We start from the raw sequence: 16,277 nt of genomic DNA on the forward strand, positions 1-16,277 counted from the left end.
TAGCGAGTTTGGGCGCGAAAGAAGTCAGGTTCGGCCGGACAGGTGCCGCACCAGCGACGCGAGCTGCTCCGCGTACTTCGTGGCGAACTCCGGCGTCGCCGGGTCCTCGCCGGTGATCTGGCGCGCGGTGTGCCGCAGGGTCAGCGGCGCGGAGGCGGCCGCCATCAGTGCCAGCAGCAGAAGTCCCGGGTCGAGGTCGGCGGGCAGTTCGCCGGCCTCCTGGCGTTCGCGCATCTGCTCGACCTGGGCGCGCAGGAACGCCTCGTCGGTGGGCGGGCTGTCCTCCGCGAGGTTCGACCAGGCCCACAGGCGTCCGTGGTCGGTGAGGGTCGTGTGCACGAACCCCGCCAGCACGGTGCCCAGCGGCTGTTCCGTACTGGCCATCTCGGCGGCGGTGCCGTGCCAGCTCGTGGCGAGTTCCTTGTACAGACCCTCTTTGCCGCCGAAGTAGTACGAGATCAGCTGCTTGTTCACGCCCGCCCGCGCCGCGATGTCCGTGGTGCGCGTGGCCGCGTAGCCCTTCGCGCCGAACTCCGCCGCGGCCGCTTCCAGGAGCAGGGCCCGCGTGCGTTCCGGGTCGCGTTTGCGTTCGGAGGCGCTGGGAGAGCGGCGTTGATCCACGGCGACACGGTAGCCGACGGGTGCTTTATCAACCAATGGGTTGACTTAATCAACCAAGCGGTTGAAACTCGACGGCATGAGGATCGCAGTGATCGGTGGGGGAATCGGCGGGCTGTGCCTGGCGCACGGGTTGCGCAGGGCCGGCGTGGACGTGGCGGTGTACGAGCGGGACCTCTCGCGCACGGACCGCCTGCAGGGGTACCGGGTGCACATCAACCCGGACGGTGCCGCTGCGCTGCGGGAGTGCTTGCCCGCGGCGAACTGGGAGCGGTTCGAACGGAGTGCGGGCTCCAGCGAGAACGGGTTCGGCTTCCTGACCGAGCAGCTCAAGCCGCTGCTCGTGCTCGACCCGGACGAGGAGAAGCACTACTCGGCCAGCCGGATCACGCTGCGGCAGGTGCTGCTCGACGGGCTGGACGTGCGGTTCGGCAAGCGGTTCGAGCGCTACGAGCAGGGCGACGACATCAGGCTGCACTTCGAGGACGGCACGGTCGAGAGCTGCGACGTGCTGGTCGGCGCGGACGGGATCCGGTCACGGGTGCGCGAGCAGTACCTGCCACACGCGGGCACGGAGAAGATCGGGGTCACGGCGATCGCCGGGAAGCTGTACCTCGACGACAACGACTGGGTGCCGCGGAGCCTGGTCGTCAGGGCCAACTCGATCATCCCGACGAGCAGGGCCGGCATGTTCCTGGTCGTGCACGACGGGCTGGGCGTGACCGACAACGAGGACGACCCGTTGTTCGACAACGTGCGTCCCTACCTGATGTGGGCCTACGCGGCCGCCGATCTGACCGTCCACGATGGACAGGACCTGCGTCGCGAGGTGCTCGGCCGGATCTCGCGGTGGAGCCCCGAGCTGAATCGTATCGTCGCTGCCTCGCCTGCGGGGACGATCAGTGAGTGGCGCATCCGGTCGTCCAGGCCGATCGAACGCTGGCAGCCGACGAACGTCACGTTGCTGGGCGACGCCATCCACGCGATGACGCCGATGAGGGGCGTTGGCGCGAACATCGCGCTCAAGGACGCACAGCTGCTCGCGCGGTGCATCGCCGAGGGCGGCGACGCGATCGCCCGGTACGAGAGGGAAATGTACGACTACGGCTTCGCGGCCGTGCGCGACTCGCTCAAGGCCGCCCGCCAGTTCGCCGACGGCGGCCCGGTCGCGCGGACCATCTTCAAGACCGTGCTCAGGACCGCGAGCGCCGTGCCCGCGTTGAAGCGCGCGATGTTCTGAAAATTAGTTTGAACCGTTCTGGCCCGCTCTGCGTGTGAGTGGCGTTGGGTGGCACTAGCCAGGAGGTTCATGATGATCCGCAAGAGCGTTGCGGTCGTCGCGTTGGGGTTGATCTCGCTGACCGCCTGCGCGGGGACGCCGGAGAGCAAGCCGGTGGCGCAGCAGCAGCAAGAAGCCGTGGTGGCGTTGAACGTCGCCGAGAACGTGGACCTCGGCCCGGTGGTCACGGACGTCGAGGGGTTCACTCTTTACCGGTTCGACGGCGACAAGCCGGGGGAGTCCACTTGCGACGGTGAGTGCGCCGCGGCGTGGCCGCCGGCGACCGTCAAGGACGAGAACTTCGGTGTGACCGGCGTCGAGCGGAACCTGGTCAGCAGCATCGTCCGCAAGGACGGCAGCCGTCAGATCACCGTCGACGGCATGCCGCAGTACCGGTTCGCCAAGGACACCAAGCCCGGCGAGACCAAGGGGCAGGGCCTGCAGGGCAAGTGGTTCGCCACCGGCAAGGACGGCGCCCGCACCCAGCTCGCCGCGCGGACGGGCGTCATCGCCGGGCTGGGAGCGGTGCTGACCAACAACGCCGGCCTCACGCTCTACCGGTTCGACGGCGACACGGCCCAGCCGTCGAAGTCCACTTGCGACGGTGGCTGTGCCGAGAGCTGGCCGCCGGTGCTGGTGGAGGGCGACACGCCGCGGGTCAAGGGCGTCGACCCGAAGCTGCTCGGCACGGTCACCCGCGCGGACGGCAAGAAGCAGCTCACCGTCGCGAACTGGCCGCAGTACACGTTCAAGAACGACAGCAAGCCCGGTGAGGCCAAGGGCGTCACGGTGCCGAAGTGGTTCGCCACGGCCACCGATGGCAAGAAGGCCCAGCAGAACAAGGCGATCGCGTTGACCAGCGCGACCGTCGGGGACCTAGGCGTCGTCGCCACCGACTCCGACGGCATGACGCTCTACCGGTTCGACAACGACTCCGCGGAACCGCCGACGAGCACCTGCTCCGGCGACTGCGCGGGGCAATGGCCGCCCGCCTTCGTCAGCGAGGGCTTCCAGGTGCAGGGCGTGGACGCCGCACTCGTGGGGACGATCGAGCGGGACGGGAAGAAACAGCTCACCATCGCGGGGTGGCCGCAGTACCTGTTCGCAGGGGACAAGGTCTGCGGTGATGCCAACGGGCAGGGCGTTGGCGGAAAGTGGTGGGCGACCAAGGCCGACGGAAGTCGCGCCGGCCAGTAACAGGGGAGAGAAGGAGCCCCGGCGGGATTTTTCCCGCCGGGGCTCTTTTCACTTGAGACGCAACAGAAGTGCCTGCTCCGGTTCGAGCACCGGCAGCTGGATCCCGACCTCCGACAGCACGGAACCGGGCAGTTCCACGGACTTCCAGTCCGCGGGCAGCCGCTGGATCAGCCTGGGCCGTCCCGCCGGGGCGTCGAACGACACCCGGTACGTCCGCGCCGGGTCGAGTCCGGGCAGCCGCACCCGGCGGGGCTTGTTCTGCACCGACGTCGCGAGCTGCACGTACCCGAACAGAGCCTCGGACTGGTCGGCCGCAACGATTCCGTGCACCCAGGCAGAGGGGTCCGGGTGGTCGGAGTGCACGGTGACACCGGTGTGCACCAACGCCCGCACGTCCTTGTAGTACTCGATCGCGGCCTGCAGCCCGGCCCGTTCCTCGTCGGTGGCCGAGTTGATGTCCCACTCGATGCCGAAGTGCCCGAACAGCGCCGTGGCCACGCGGAACGACAGGTCGTGCACGCGTCCGGTGGTGTGCGACTTCGTGGGGCCGACGTGCGCGCCCATCAGCTCCGGCGGCAGGAACACGCCGGTCCACCGCTGGATCAGCTGGCGTTCCAGGGCGTCGTTGCAGTCCGACGTCCACACTCGGTCGGTGTGCGCGAGCACGCCGAGGTCGATCCGCCCGCCACCCGACGAGCAGCTCTCGATCTCCACGTGCGGGTGCCGCAGCCGCAGTTCTTCGAGGAGCCGGTAGTACGCGGCGGTCTGCTCGTGCACCCGCGAGCCGATCAGGTCGCGGTTGTGGTCCCACTTCACGAACGCGATGTCGTTGTCCGACAACACGGACGAGATGCGGTCGAGGATGTACGCGTACGCCTCGGGGTGCGCGATGTTCAGCACCTGCTGGTTGCGCGACGGCGGAGGCAGCACGCCGGGACGCGGTCCGAGCACCCAGTCCGGGTGGGCGCGGTAGAGGTCCGAGTCGGTGTTGACCATCTCCGGCTCGAACCAGAGGCCGAACTCCATGCCGAGCGCGCGGACGTGCTTGATCAACGGGGTCAGCCCGTCCGGCCACACGGTCTCGTCGACGTACCAGTCGCCCAGGCCGGCGGAGTCGTCGCGGCGGTGCCGGAACCAGCCGTCGTCCAGCACGAACCGCTCGACCCCGATGGCCGCGGCGGTGTCGGCCAGCGACGTCAGCCGCGCGAGGTCGTGGTCGAAGTAGACGGCCTCCCACGTGTTGAGCACGACCGGGCGCGGCCGCAGCGACCGCTCCCGCAGCTGCCGGTGGAACGCGGCGCTGATGCCGTCGATGCCCGCACTCGAATACGCCGCGTAGAGCCACGGCGAGGTGTACTCCTCGCCCGGCGCCAGCGTGATCTCACCCGGCAGCAGCAGTTCGCCGCCACCCAGGACGGGCAGGCCGTCGACGAGGTTCTCCGCGTACGTCACGTGGTTGCCGCTCCACGCCACGTGCAGCGCCCACACCTCGCCGTCGCGGAACGAGAATCCCGGCGTGCCGGCCAGCAACCCGATGGTCGCGTCATGTCCGGTGCGGCCGCGACGGTTCTCCCGCACCCACGAGCCGTAGTGGAACGCCTGCCGCTGCGGCGCGCGCTCGCGAGCCCAGCGGCCGGTGAAGTCGAGCAGTTCGGCGGCGTGCGAGGGGACGGGGAGCGCGGTTTCCAGGCCCTCCAACGAGTACGGCGTCGTGCCGTCGTTGCGGACGACGTGCCGGAGCCGGAGCATCCCGGACGGCAGCAGCTCGACGGTGCCGCTCACGGTCAGCTCGGCGGCCTCGTCCGACGCGACGTAGCGGAAGATCGAGCCGTCCTCGCCGGAGAACGACGTGACGGCCAGCGCCGGGGCGAAGTGCTCGCCGCCGCGGTGGCCGCGCAGGCCCGGCCTGCCGACGTAGCCGGCACCTGCGTCGGGCAGCAGCGCGAGCGGCACCGGGTCGTCCGGCGCGTTGTTCGGGTTGGTCCACGAGACGGCGTCGACGAGGCCGTTCAACGCGGCCTGATCGACGTCTCCGAGCGTTCGCCCCCAGTGCGCCACGACAGGCAGGCTCGCGCCCGCGAGGGTGATGACGACGCTGGAGGTGTCGTCGTGCAGGTGCACGACCTCCGTGTTGCTCATGCGGGCCCCGTCCACATCAAACACAAATGAACAATGTGCCGATCCTCAGATGTGGGCGGGAGGTTGTCAAGCGGTGGAAAATGTTGATTTCTGTCTTAGATCGTGCACTTCAGAGCCTTCGCGACCACGGCGGCGGCGAGGAGCTCCTCGCCACCGCCGCGATCACGAACAGGCGGATCAGGTGCCGAAGCACCCGATCAGACAACCAGACTGAGCAACCCCGCGACGACGAAACCGACCACCGAGAGGATGGTCTCGAGGACCGTCCACGACTGCAGCGTTTCCTTGACCGACAGGCCGAAGTACCGCGACACGATCCAGAACCCGCCGTCGTTGACGTGCGAGGCGATGATCGAACCGGACGCGATGGCCATGACGACCAGGGCGAGCTGCGGCTGCGAGTAGCCCAGGTCCGCCACCACCGGCGCGACGATGCCCGCGGTCGTCACGATCGCGACCGTCGCCGAACCCTGCGCGATGCGGATGACGCAGCTGATCACGTACGCCAGCGCGATCACCGGCAGGCCGATGCCCGACAGCTCGTTCGCCAGCGTCTTGCCGATGCCCGTCGCGGCCAGCACGGCGCCGAAGAAGCCACCGGCACCGACCACGAGCAGGATCATCGCCACCGGCTTCAGGGACGCGGCGGACAGCTCCGCGACCTTCTCCCGCGTCATGCCGCGCCGGAAACCCAGCAGCCAGAACGCGAGCAGCACCGAGATCGTCAACGCCACCGCGGGCGTGCCGAAGAACGTCGCCACCGAGTACAGGCGCGATCCCTTGGTGAGCAGGATCGACCCGAACGTGCCGGCGAGGATCAGCACCAGCGGGAGGCCGATGATCGAGAGCACCAGTCCGAGCGACGGCGGGTCGCGATCGTCCTCGCCGTTCTCCGCCCGCGCCAGCTCGGCCGCGGCCAGCATCTCCTCCGGCACCGGCACGTTGAGGCGCTTGCCGATCCAGTACGAGTACAGGACACCGCCGACGAACCAGGACGGGATCGCCACCGCGAGACCCATGATGATGATCCAGCCGAGCGACACCTTCAGCAGACCGGCCGCCGCCACCGGTCCGGGGTGCGGCGGCATGAACGCGTGCATGACCGAAAGGCCTGCCAGCAACGGCATGGCGAACAGCACGATCGACTTGCCGCTGCGCTTGGCCGCCACGTAGACCAGCGGTGCGAGCACGAAGATGCCGATGTCGAAGAAGACCGGCACGCCGAAGATCAGGCCCGCGAGGCCGATGGCGACCGGCGCCTTCTTCTCGCCGAACGCGTTCATCAGCTTGTCCATCAGCACCTGCGCGCCGCCGGACGCCTCGAGGATCGCGCCGAGCAGCGTGCCGAGACCGATGATCGCGGCGATGTGCCCGAGGATGGAGCCGAAGCCCTTCTCCAGCAACGAGTCGGAGGCCTTCTGCGCCGACCCGACCAGCGCCTCGACCGGCACGCCTGCCAGCAGGGCGACCAGCAGCGCCACGACGATCAGCGCGATGAACGGCTCGACCTTGAACTTGATGATGAGCAGCAGCAACACCGCGATGCTGACCACCGCGAGGGTGAGCAGACCGGGTGTCGAATGTTGCAGCCAGTTGATCACGGGCGGCTCCTGAGTGAATGGCCTGGCAATGAGCCGGTGGCGGTTCCTTCGTCGATCACCGTCACCCCGTTGCAGAACACGTACGGGATGCCGGCGGCCTGCTGCCGAGGCTGGTCGAACGTCGCCGTGTCGGCGATCCTCGAGGCGTCGAACAGCACGAGGTCGGCCGCGTAGCCCTCGCGGACCAGACCCCGGTCGGTGAGCCGCAAACGCTTGGCCGCGCGGCCGGTGAGGTGCTCGACGCACTCCTCCAGGCTCAGCACGCCCAGTTCGCGGACATAGCGCGCGAAATAGCGGGGGAACGTGCCCCACGCGCGCGGGTGCGGCCGGTCACCTACGAGCAGCCCGTCGCTGCCGCCGGTGTGCGCCGGATGCTTCATGATCGCCTGCACGTTCTCCTCGTGACCCACGTGCATGAGGCACGAGGTACCCATGCGTTCGTCGACCAACACGTCGAAGTACAGCTCGGAGGGCGAACGGCCCAGCCGCAGCGCCGAGCTGTGCACGCTGGCTCCGACCAGGTGCGCGTTGCGGTCGTTGCGGACGCCGTTGATCTCGATGGAGTCCCAGTCGACCGGCACGCCGTGGCAGCCGTCCGAGCCGGTCTCCTCGATCTCGGCGCGGATCTTCTCGCGGGTGTCCACATCGGACAACCTTGCCAGCGCCTTCTCCGGTCCGCCCTCCGTCGCCCACGACGGCAGCAACGCGGACAGGTACGTCGCGCCCGGCAGGTACGGGTAGGTGTCGAGCGAGATGTCGGCACCTTGGGCGATCGCGTCGTCCAGCAGTGCCAGCAGTTCGGGCGCTTTGCCCTTGTTCACCGGGAAGTTCATCGTGGCGTGCGCGAGGTGCAACGGGCAGCCGGAGCGCTTCGAGACGTCCACCATCTCGGCGTACGCCTCCAACGCGCCGGCGCCGTAGCTGCGGTGGTGCGGGCTGTAGAACCCGTTGTGCCGCCCGACCACCTCGCACAGCTGCACCAGTTCGGACGTGTCCGCGTACATGCCGGGCGTGTAGGTGAGCCCGGACGACATGCCGAAAGCGCCCTCGGCCAGTGACCGCGCGAGAACGGCCTTCATCGTGTCCATTTCGGACTCGGTCGGCGGCCGGTCGTCCCAGCCCACGGCCAGCATCCGCAGCGTTCCCTGCGGCACCAGGTAGGCGGCGTTCACCGCGATGCCCTGGTCGAGCCGGTCGAGGTACTCGCCGACCGAGCGCCAGTTCCAGTCGAAGCCCGCCGGGTCGTCGTTCCACCCGGCGAGCTGGCCCCGCAGCGTCGCCAGCACCTCGTCGTTCACCGGCGCGTACGACAGCCCGTCCTGACCGAGCACCTCGGTCGTGACGCCCTGCGAGACCTTCGCCAGGTGGTCGGGTTCGGCGAGGATCCGCAGGTCCGAGTGCGAGTGCATGTCGATGAACCCCGGCGCGAGCACCAGCCCGTCCGCGTCGATCGACCGCGTGGCCGAGATCCCGGTGCCGATGGACGAGATGACGCCGTCCTTGATCCCCACATCCGCCCGGTGAGCGGGTGCGCCTGTGCCGTCGGCGATCAGTGGTCCGCGCAGGACGACGTCGTCCATCGGTGCACTCCTTCTAGAAGTAGGTGCGGATCAGGTCGACCACGGTCGTCCCCTGCACGACCGGGATGAGCTGCCACTTGTCGAACACCGTGCAGGGGTGTGAGAGACCGAGCCCGATCCAGTCGCCGACGCGGACCGTGGACTCCGGCCCCAGCGACAGGAACGCGTGCTGGTCGTTCAGGGCCGTGACGCGGGCCTGGGTCAGCGGGGCGATCGCGCCGTCACCGCGGCGCACGAGCTGGGGCTCCGGCAGACCCTCGTCGAACGACGCGTCGCGCTTGCCGATCGTCAGCAGCGCCAGGTCGCGCTGCGGCCGTGACGTCACCTGGGCCCACGCGCGCAGAGCGCTCTTGAACGGCTCGACGCCCTCGATGCGTGAGAACGGTGAGATCCCGCGGTAGAAACCGTCGTCGTGCGTGATGTACGCGCCGCTGCGCAGCACCGGGGTCACCGGCATCGGCCACGGCTTGGCCAGCGTCGCCGCCACCTGGTCGAAGTAGGCGCTGCCGCCGGCGGTGACGATGACCGAGTCCAGCTCGTCGAACAGTCCGGCGTCGGCCAGTCGCAGCACGAGCGTGCGCAGGTCGTCGAGGTAGCCGTCCACAACGGACTGCGACGACTCGGAGGCGTCGTGCGCCAGCGCGCCCTCGTAGCCACCCGCGCCGACCAGCCGCAGCACCGGGCTCTGGGCCACCGCCCGCGCGACGGCCAGCGCCGTCTCGAGGTCCCGCGCGCCCGTTCGTCCTCCGGGAGCGCCGAGCTCGACGATCACGTCGACCGGCCGTGACGGCTGGAGTTCCTGCAGCGTCTCGCTCATCAGCGCGACGCCGGCCTCGGAGTCGGCCCAGCAGCTGAACTCGAAGCCCAGGTCGCTGTCCAGTTCGGCGACCAGCCAGCGCAACGCCGCCGGGTCGAGCAACTGGTTCGCCAGCAGGATCCGGCTCACCCCGAACGCCCGGTAGACCCGCAGCTGCGACGCGTTGGCCGCGGTCAGGGCCCAGACGCCGTGCTCGATCTGCCGCTGGAACAGCTGCGGCGCCATCGTCGTCTTGCCGTGTGGTGCCAGCTTCACGCCGTGGTTGTCACACCACTTGGACATCGTCGTCAGGTTGTGCGTCAACGCGTCCGCGTCCAGCACGACGAGCGGGCCGACGAACTCGTCGGCGAACAGGTCGAGGCGCCGCTCGGCGACCTCGCCGATGGTCGCACCGAACGTGCTCGACGGCAGGCCCTTGAAGCGCCAGCTGACGTGTTCCGACCTGATGTCCGCGACGGCCGAAAGGTCCATCTCCATCAGATGTTGCATATTTTGCAACTCCCATTGCGCGATGTGATGCCGTGTTGTGTAGCATTCGTACTCGCCGCCGTCAACGAACACCTCTGGAGCACGCATGCGGTTCGAACACGTCGGCGGTGTCGTGTGTCTCGGCGAGACCATGGTGATGATGGTTCCGGCTGAACCCGGTCCTGTGCATCTGGTGCGCACCTGGCACCGGGCCGTCGGTGGCGCCGAGTCCAACGTCGCCATGCACCTGACCCGCCTCGGCGTGCGGTCCTCGTGGGTCAGCGCGGTCGGCGACGACTCGTTCGGGCTCGCGGTGCTCGACACGGTGAAGGGCTTCGGCGTCGACGTGTCCGGCGTGCGGATCGACCCGTCCCGCCCGACCGGCCTCTACGTCAAGGAGGCCTCGCCGCACGGCAGCCCGGTGCGCTACTACCGGCGCGGTTCGGCGGCGTCGGGCATGGGGCTCGAGATGATCGACCGGCTCGGCCTCGGCGAGGTGAAGCTGGTGCACCTCAGCGGGATCACGCCCGCCCTGTCCGACTCGTGCCTCGCGATGATGCGCGAGTTGCTGCGACGGCCGCGGCACGGGTTCCGCATCTCGTTCGACCTGAACTGGCGTCCGGCGCTGTGGACCGACCGCGACCCGCGCGTGCTGCGGGAACTCGCGGACATGGCCGACGTCGTGCTGGCCGGCTCCGACGAGGCGGAACTGGTGTGGGGCACGGGCGATCCCGCGCGGTTGCGGCAGCTGCTGCCCGGCCCGAGGTCGCTGGTGGTCAAGCAGGGTGCCGACGGCGCGACGCTGCTGGAAGGCGGGTCGTCGCACTTCGAACCGGCGCTGAAGGTCGAGGTCGTGGAACCGGTCGGCGCCGGCGACGCGTTCGCGGCGGGCTTCCTCGCGGCCACCCTGGCGGGGGAGAGTCCGTCGGTGCGGCTGCGCGCCGGGCACCTGCAGGCGGCGTCCGCTTTGCTCACCGCGGAGGACGTCGGAGATCCTTTGCCGGACGACGTGACAGATCCGCTGCTGCACGCCGATCCGCAGACGTGGGCGTCCGCCCGCCTGGAGGTGTAGATGAGCCAGAGCCTCGACCGCGCGCTCACGCTGGTGAACCAGCTCGCGTCGGGTCCGAAGACGCTGGACGAGCTGTCCGGCGTGATCGGCGTGCACAAGTCGACGACGCTGCGGTTGCTGCGCACGCTGGAGTCGCACCGGTTCGTGCAGCGCGACGGCGTGCACCACTACCGCCTCGGCACCGCGCTGTTCGACCTCGCGAACCTGGCCCTGGAGGAACGCGACGTCCGCCGCGCCTCCGAGTCCGCGTTGCGCGACCTGAACTCCCGGCTCGGCCACACCGTCCACCTCGCGTCCTACGAGGACGGTGAGGTGATCTACATCGACAAGTACGAGTCCAGGCACCAGATGCGGATGTACTCGCGCATCGGCCGTCGCGCGCCGTTGCACTGCACGGCCGTGGCGAAGATCCTGCTGGCCGACCTGCCCGCTCCGGCGTTGCAGAAGGTGCTGGCCGGCATGGAGTTCCCGCGCCTGACCGCGAACACCATCATCGGCCCGACCGCGTACCTGGCCGAGCTGGAACGCGTGCGCGCCAACGGGTACGCCGTCGACAACTCCGAGCACGAGGACTTCATCCACTGCATCGCCGCCCCGATCAAGGGTGCGCGCGGCGAGGTGCTCGCGGCCGTGTCGATGTCCGTGCCGAAGGTGCTGCTGGACTTCGACGGCCTGCTGTCGCACCTGCCAGACCTGCTCGCCACCGCCGAAGCTGCATCAGTCGAATGCGGTTATGTTCCAAGATAAGGGGAATTACGTTGTCCAAGGTTGAGATCAAGACCGCTGACGCTCCGCAGCCGGTGGCCCGTTTCTCGCAGGGTGTGCGCAAGGGCAACATCCTGCAGGTGGCAGGCCAGGTCGCGTTCGACCCGAAGTCGGGCGAGATCGTCGGCACCACGGTCGCCGAGCAGACGCGCCAGACGTTCGCGAACCTGCACGCCGTGCTCGCCGCCGGTGGCGCGTCCATCGACGACGTGGTGATGATCCGCGTCTACCTGACCGACACCGCGCACTTCGCGGAGCTGAACGAGGTCTACGGCGAGTTCGTGACGGACCCGGCGCCCGCCCGCACCACCGTCTACGTCGGGCTGCCCGCCGGCCTGCTGGTGGAGATCGACGCGCTGGCCGTCGTCGACTGATCCACCGCTCGTCGCAAGAGGCATCCTCCTGCCGGGAGGGTGCCTCTTTTCGTGGCGGCGACAGGCCCCGCGGTGAAAGCACCGAACAACTGGAAGCTGCGCGAAGATGACCTACTACCAGGATCTCTCGCCGTACGAGTACTTCGAGTCCGACGAGAAGATGCTCAACGTTGGCTGGCTCGATGCCGATCACGACTTCCCGCGTGGTCCGGTGGCGCCCGAGGCGTTCGTGGCGGCTGTGCTGCACGCCGTCTGAGGCGTTCGCGACAGCGTCGCGGGGTCTTACCGCTCACAGCGGTAAGACCCCGCTGACCGTTGTGGCAGCATCCGCTTATGAAGTGGTACGCGGACAGACCGGTCAGGTTCACGCGTCAACTGATCGCCGACCTCCTCGCCGTCGGCTGGGTCGCGCTCTGGATCTGGGTGGCGACCACCGTTCACGACTGGGTGCTCGAACTGCGGGCGCCGGGAGATGGACTGGTCAGCGCGGGCGGCAGCATCAGGGACGCCTTCACCAACGCCGCCGGCAAGGCCAGGGGTGTGCCCTTCGTGGGTGAGGACCTGGCGGGGGCGCTCGGCAACGGCAGCAAGGCCGGCGAGACGCTCACCAACGCCGGCAACGCGCAGATCGGCGTGGTGCAGGACTCGGCGTTCTGGCTCGCCACCGCGCTCGTGGTCATCCCGGTGCTGTTCCTGCTCATCACGTGGCTGCCGATCAGGCTTCGGTACGCCCGCAAGGCCGCCAACACCGCGCGGTTGCGGGACAAGCCCGACCTGCTGGCCCTGAGAGCGCTCACATCGTTGTCGCCGCGGGAGCTCGGCAAGTTCGACGGTGATCCCGCGGTGGCCTGGCGGACCGGCGACACGGACGTCATCGACGAGTTGGCGCGACGTCAGCTCGCGTCGGTGGGGGTGCGGGCATGATCGCGCTGTCGGTGATCGCCGCGGTCGTGGCGATGTGCGCGGTGGCCGTGTCGTTGTGGCAGGCCCGCGAGGCGAAACGCGCCCAGGACGCCGCGAAGGCTGCTCAGGAGGCCGCCGCCAAGGCCCAGGAGGAGGCGCAGGCCGCGCGCAAGGCCGTCGAGCAGGCCACGGCGAGCGCTTTCCAGGCCAAGAACGTGGCGGAGGAGGCGAAGAAGGCCGCCGCGAAGGCCGAGGAGGCCGTCGGGAAGGCGGCGGAGGCGGCCGCGGCGTCACGGGTGACGGCCGACGAGGCGCAGCTCATCGCCCAACAGATGACGGCGCAGGTCAACGGACTCGTCGAGGTCATCGCCTCGCGCGGCAGCCGCAGCGGCATGCCGACGTTCGCCATCACGCCCGGCGCGCCCGACGAGTTCCGGCTCAGCTACTTCGGCGGGCCCGCGGTCATCGAGCAGCTCACGGTGTCCGTGGTGCCGGGCAGCCGGGTGCTCGGGCTCTCCCAGTACGACGACGAGCCGCCGGTCGAGCATCTGGAGGTGGGACCGCTCCACAACGGCTCCGCCATCACCTTCCGTGCCGCCACCGGGCAACGGGCCAGCGCGGTGTTCCAGGTCAGGGCGGAGCCGTGGGAGCCGGTCGTGGTCAGGGCGGATCAGTAGACGGGACCGGTGAACTTCTCGCCGGGACCCTGGCCTGGCTCGTCCGGCACGGCGGAGGCCTCGCGGAACGCGCGCTGCACCGACTGCAGGCCGTCCTTCAACGGGGCCGCGTGCGGGCCGAGGTACTCCGAGGTGGCCGTGACCAGGCCGGCGAGGCCGGTGATCAGGCGGCGGGCCTCGTCGAGGTCGCGGCGCGGGGAGTTGTCGGGGTCCGGGTCGGCGAGGCCCAGGCGCTCCGCGGAGGCGGACAGCAGCATCACCGCGGCCCGGCTGATCACCTCGATGCTGGGAACATCGCCCAGGTCACGGATGCTGTCTTCAAGCGGATCGGTCACGCCCTACATTCAAGCAAGCGGACGTCACAGGGCCGCGATTCGGGGGTTGACAAGAGCGTCTGCTAGTATTTCGGACGCGACCAGCTCTCGTTAGTGCGAGAGCGGCAAGTGGAGCCCCGCTCCCACCCGCGTTCACCGCTTCTTGAGGTGGCCGGGTCCGGTCCACCAGGCTACCGGCACACGGGTGTCAGCGGTTCTGGTGTGAGATCGGTCGGAAGCGGGCCCCTTCACCGGGAGACGGTGACGGGGCTCTTGTTTTTGGCGCAACCGAGTCTCAAAGGACGTGAATGACAAGTCCCTCGAACCGCGGTGCACCCGTCAGCACCGAGCCGCGCATCAACGACCGCATTCGGGTGCCGGAAGTTCGTCTGGTCGGGCCGAATGGTGAGCAGGTCGGGATCGTTCGCATCGAGGACGCGCTCCGACTCGCGCAGGAAGCGGATCTCGACCTCGTCGAGGTCGCCGCTCAGGCTCGCCCGCCGGTCTGCAAGCTCATGGACTACGGCAAGTTCAAGTACGAGACGGCGCAGAAGGCTCGCGAGTCTCGTCGGAACCAGCAGCTGACGGTCATCAAGGAGCAGAAGCTCCGCCCGAAGATCGACCCGCACGACTACCAGACGAAGAAGGGCCACGTGGCCCGCTTCCTCTCGCACGGGAACAAGGTCAAGGTGACCATCATGTTCCGCGGTCGCGAGCAGTCGCGCCCCGAGCTCGGCTACAGGCTTTTGCAGAAGCTGGCGGAGGACGTCGCGGAGCTGGGCTTCGTCGAGTCGAACCCGAAGCAGGACGGCCGCAACATGATCATGGTGTTGGCGCCGCACAAGAACATCAAGCCGCGCGTGGTCAAGCAGGACGACGACGCGACCGAGGCGGACGACACCGCTTCGGAAGAGGCGTAGGACGCACGCCCGCCCCCGGACCCGGTGGGTAGCACGAGACGAGGACGGAAATGCCGAAGAACAAGACGCACAGCGGGACCTCGAAGCGCTTCAAGGTCACTGGCAGCGGCAAGATCCTTCGGGAGAAGGCCGGCAAGCGCCACATCCTGGAGAAGAAGTCCAGCAAGGTGACGCGTCGCATGAGCGGCACCGCGGTCGTGTCCGAGCACGACGCTCCGCGCATCAAGAAGCTGCTGGGTCTCTGACCCGCTTCGACACCCCCTAGCTAATTCGGGAAACCGGCCCCCGACGCCGGTTTCCCCATGAGATCGACAGGATGTACCCGTGGCACGCGTCAAGCGGGCTGTAAACGCCCAGAAGAAGCGTCGTACCGTTCTTGAGCTGGCGAGCGGTTACCGCGGCCAGCGCTCGAGGCTGTACCGCAAGGCCAAGGAGCAGGTGCTCCACTCGCTCAACTACGCGTACCGCGACCGCCGTGCGCGCAAGGGCGACTTCCGCAAGCTGTGGATCCAGCGCATCAACGCTGCCTCCCGTGCGAACGGCATGACCTACAACCGCCTCATCCAGGGCCTGCGCCTGGGCGGTGTCGAGGTCGACCGCAAGATCCTCGCGGACCTCGCCGTCCACGACGCCACCGCCTTCACGGCGCTCGTCGAGATCGCCCGCAAGGCGCTCCCGGCCGACGTGAACGCTCCGGCCGGGAGCCAGGCCTGAGCGACAACGCTCGCGCGCACCACCGACCCGAGGCAGATCCGTTCACCGAACGGACGCCTCGGGTCGTTGCTGCTCGCCACCTGACCCGCCGCCAGGGCCGCGACAAGGCGGGCCGTTTCCTCGTCGAGGGCGCCCAGGCCGTGCGTGAGGCACTCGCCTGGCGGGGCGGCGAGGTGCACGAACTCTTCGTCACGGCGACGGCCGCGCAGCGCAACGCCGAACTGCTCCAGACCGCCTCGGAACAGGGCATCCGGATCAGCGAGGTCACCGACAAGGCGGCCGACTCGCTGTCGGAAACCGTGACGCCCCAGGGCATCGTCGCGGTCTGCGACGCCGTCCCGCAGCCTCTCGACCAGGCGCTGCAAGGCACCCCGCGTCTCGTCGCCGTGCTCTACGGCGTCTCCGATCCCGGCAACGCGGGCACAGTCACGCGCGTGGCGGACGCGGCCGGTGCAGACGCGGTGATCTTCGCGGGCGACACGGTCGACCCGCACAACGGCAAGTGCGTGCGCGCCTCCACCGGCTCGCTCTTCCACCTGCCGATCGCCCGGTCCCGCGACGCCGACGAGGTCTTCGCCGCGTGCCGCCAGGCCGGCCTGAGGCTCGTGGCCGCCGACGGCTACGCGAAACAGGACCTGGTCGAGGCCTCCGCGAACGGCGACCTCGCGCAGCCCACCGCGTGGGTGTTCGGCAGCGAGGCCCACGGCCTGCCCGACGACGTGGTGGCGAAGCTGGACACGTCGCTGAAGGTGCCGCTGTACGGCGCCGCCGAGAGCCTGAACCTCGCGACGGCGGCCGCTGTCTGCCTTTACGCCTCCGCCAGGGACCAGCGGAATTGA

18 protein-coding genes are annotated in these 16,277 nt (G+C 69.1%); 12 read left to right on the forward strand and 6 right to left on the reverse strand.

Annotated elements, in window-relative coordinates:
* Window positions 1-24 precede the first annotated feature (24 nt).
* Window positions 25-621, reverse strand: a complete 597-nt coding sequence (locus ACIQF0_RS24255) for a TetR family transcriptional regulator (RefSeq protein ID WP_401032740.1) — start codon at window positions 619-621, stop codon at window positions 25-27.
* A gap of 76 nt (window positions 622-697) precedes the next feature.
* Here ACIQF0_RS24255 and ACIQF0_RS24260 point away from each other — a divergent pair, with 76 nt between their 5' ends.
* Complete coding sequence (locus ACIQF0_RS24260; protein WP_401032742.1) at window positions 698-1,858, forward strand: FAD-dependent oxidoreductase; 1,161 nt, start codon at window positions 698-700, stop codon at window positions 1,856-1,858.
* 72 nt (window positions 1,859-1,930) lie between these two features.
* Complete coding sequence (locus ACIQF0_RS24265; protein WP_401032744.1) at window positions 1,931-3,094, forward strand: hypothetical protein; 1,164 nt, start codon at window positions 1,931-1,933, stop codon at window positions 3,092-3,094.
* A 48-nt stretch (window positions 3,095-3,142) separates the two neighbouring features.
* Here ACIQF0_RS24265 and ACIQF0_RS24270 read toward each other — a convergent pair whose 3' ends face one another.
* The 4 genes from ACIQF0_RS24270 to ACIQF0_RS24285 all read right to left on the reverse strand — a co-directional run bounded on the left by ACIQF0_RS24270 (window position 3,143) and on the right by ACIQF0_RS24285 (window position 9,708).
* Window positions 3,143-5,233, reverse strand: coding sequence for an alpha-galactosidase (locus tag ACIQF0_RS24270; protein ID WP_401032745.1), 2,091 nt, complete (start codon window positions 5,231-5,233; stop codon window positions 3,143-3,145).
* Between the two features lie 197 nt (window positions 5,234-5,430).
* The gene (locus ACIQF0_RS24275; RefSeq protein WP_360046842.1) at window positions 5,431-6,834 is read right to left on the reverse strand and encodes a gluconate:H+ symporter; all 1,404 of its coding nucleotides are present in this window, start codon (window positions 6,832-6,834) and stop codon (window positions 5,431-5,433) included.
* Complete coding sequence (locus ACIQF0_RS24280) at window positions 6,831-8,414, reverse strand: amidohydrolase family protein (RefSeq protein WP_401032747.1); 1,584 nt, start codon at window positions 8,412-8,414, stop codon at window positions 6,831-6,833. Before ACIQF0_RS24280 ends, ACIQF0_RS24275 begins: the two co-directional genes overlap by 4 nt.
* Window positions 8,415-8,427: 13 nt before the next feature.
* Window positions 8,428-9,708: an amino acid deaminase gene (locus ACIQF0_RS24285; RefSeq protein WP_401032749.1), complete on the reverse strand. Its 1,281-nt coding sequence runs from the start codon at window positions 9,706-9,708 to the stop codon at window positions 8,428-8,430.
* Between the two features lie 97 nt (window positions 9,709-9,805).
* On the opposite strand from ACIQF0_RS24285, the gene ACIQF0_RS24290 reads away from it, so the two are divergent.
* From ACIQF0_RS24290 to ACIQF0_RS24315, 6 genes are all read left to right on the forward strand, one after another.
* On the forward strand, window positions 9,806-10,771 hold the full coding sequence (locus ACIQF0_RS24290; RefSeq protein ID WP_360046845.1) for a sugar kinase: 966 nt from the start codon (window positions 9,806-9,808) through the stop codon (window positions 10,769-10,771).
* Window positions 10,772-11,518 (forward strand): IclR family transcriptional regulator, encoded by a 747-nt coding sequence (locus ACIQF0_RS24295; RefSeq protein WP_360046846.1) that lies wholly within the window; start codon window positions 10,772-10,774, stop codon window positions 11,516-11,518.
* Between the two features lie 11 nt (window positions 11,519-11,529).
* On the forward strand, window positions 11,530-11,910 hold the full coding sequence (locus tag ACIQF0_RS24300) for a RidA family protein (RefSeq protein WP_030481733.1): 381 nt from the start codon (window positions 11,530-11,532) through the stop codon (window positions 11,908-11,910).
* Window positions 11,911-12,016: 106 nt separating this feature from the next.
* Entirely contained in the window at window positions 12,017-12,166 is a 150-nt protein-coding gene (locus ACIQF0_RS24305; RefSeq protein ID WP_401032751.1) for a hypothetical protein, read from the forward strand.
* Between the two features lie 77 nt (window positions 12,167-12,243).
* Window positions 12,244-12,834, forward strand: coding sequence for a hypothetical protein (locus tag ACIQF0_RS24310; RefSeq protein ID WP_401032753.1), 591 nt, complete (start codon window positions 12,244-12,246; stop codon window positions 12,832-12,834).
* Window positions 12,831-13,490, forward strand: a complete 660-nt coding sequence (locus tag ACIQF0_RS24315; protein ID WP_401032754.1) for a hypothetical protein — start codon at window positions 12,831-12,833, stop codon at window positions 13,488-13,490. The genes ACIQF0_RS24310 and ACIQF0_RS24315 overlap by 4 nt, the downstream gene beginning before the upstream one ends.
* On the opposite strand, the gene ACIQF0_RS24320 is transcribed toward ACIQF0_RS24315, so the two are convergent.
* A complete protein-coding gene (locus tag ACIQF0_RS24320) occupies window positions 13,484-13,825 on the reverse strand; it encodes a DUF1844 domain-containing protein (protein ID WP_090012317.1) in 342 nt (113 codons plus the stop codon). The genes ACIQF0_RS24315 and ACIQF0_RS24320 overlap by 7 nt on opposite strands.
* 287 nt (window positions 13,826-14,112) lie before the next feature.
* Here ACIQF0_RS24320 and infC point away from each other — a divergent pair, with 287 nt between their 5' ends.
* The 4 genes from infC to ACIQF0_RS24340 all read left to right on the forward strand — a co-directional run bounded on the left by infC (window position 14,113) and on the right by ACIQF0_RS24340 (window position 16,277).
* Window positions 14,113-14,724, forward strand: a complete 612-nt coding sequence (gene infC, locus ACIQF0_RS24325; protein WP_360046850.1) for a translation initiation factor IF-3 — start codon at window positions 14,113-14,115, stop codon at window positions 14,722-14,724.
* Window positions 14,725-14,774: 50 nt separating this feature from the next.
* Entirely contained in the window at window positions 14,775-14,969 is a 195-nt protein-coding gene (rpmI, locus tag ACIQF0_RS24330) for a 50S ribosomal protein L35 (protein WP_030481724.1), read from the forward strand.
* 79 nt (window positions 14,970-15,048) lie between these two features.
* The gene (gene rplT / locus ACIQF0_RS24335; protein WP_319976984.1) at window positions 15,049-15,438 is read left to right on the forward strand and encodes a 50S ribosomal protein L20; all 390 of its coding nucleotides are present in this window, start codon (window positions 15,049-15,051) and stop codon (window positions 15,436-15,438) included.
* On the forward strand, window positions 15,435-16,277 hold the full coding sequence (locus tag ACIQF0_RS24340) for a TrmH family RNA methyltransferase (RefSeq protein WP_401032831.1): 843 nt from the start codon (window positions 15,435-15,437) through the stop codon (window positions 16,275-16,277). Before rplT ends, ACIQF0_RS24340 begins: the two co-directional genes overlap by 4 nt.

This window comes from Lentzea sp. NPDC092896 (assembly GCF_044754905.1).
In the GTDB taxonomy this organism is placed as follows: Bacteria; Actinomycetota; Actinomycetes; order Mycobacteriales; family Pseudonocardiaceae; genus Lentzea.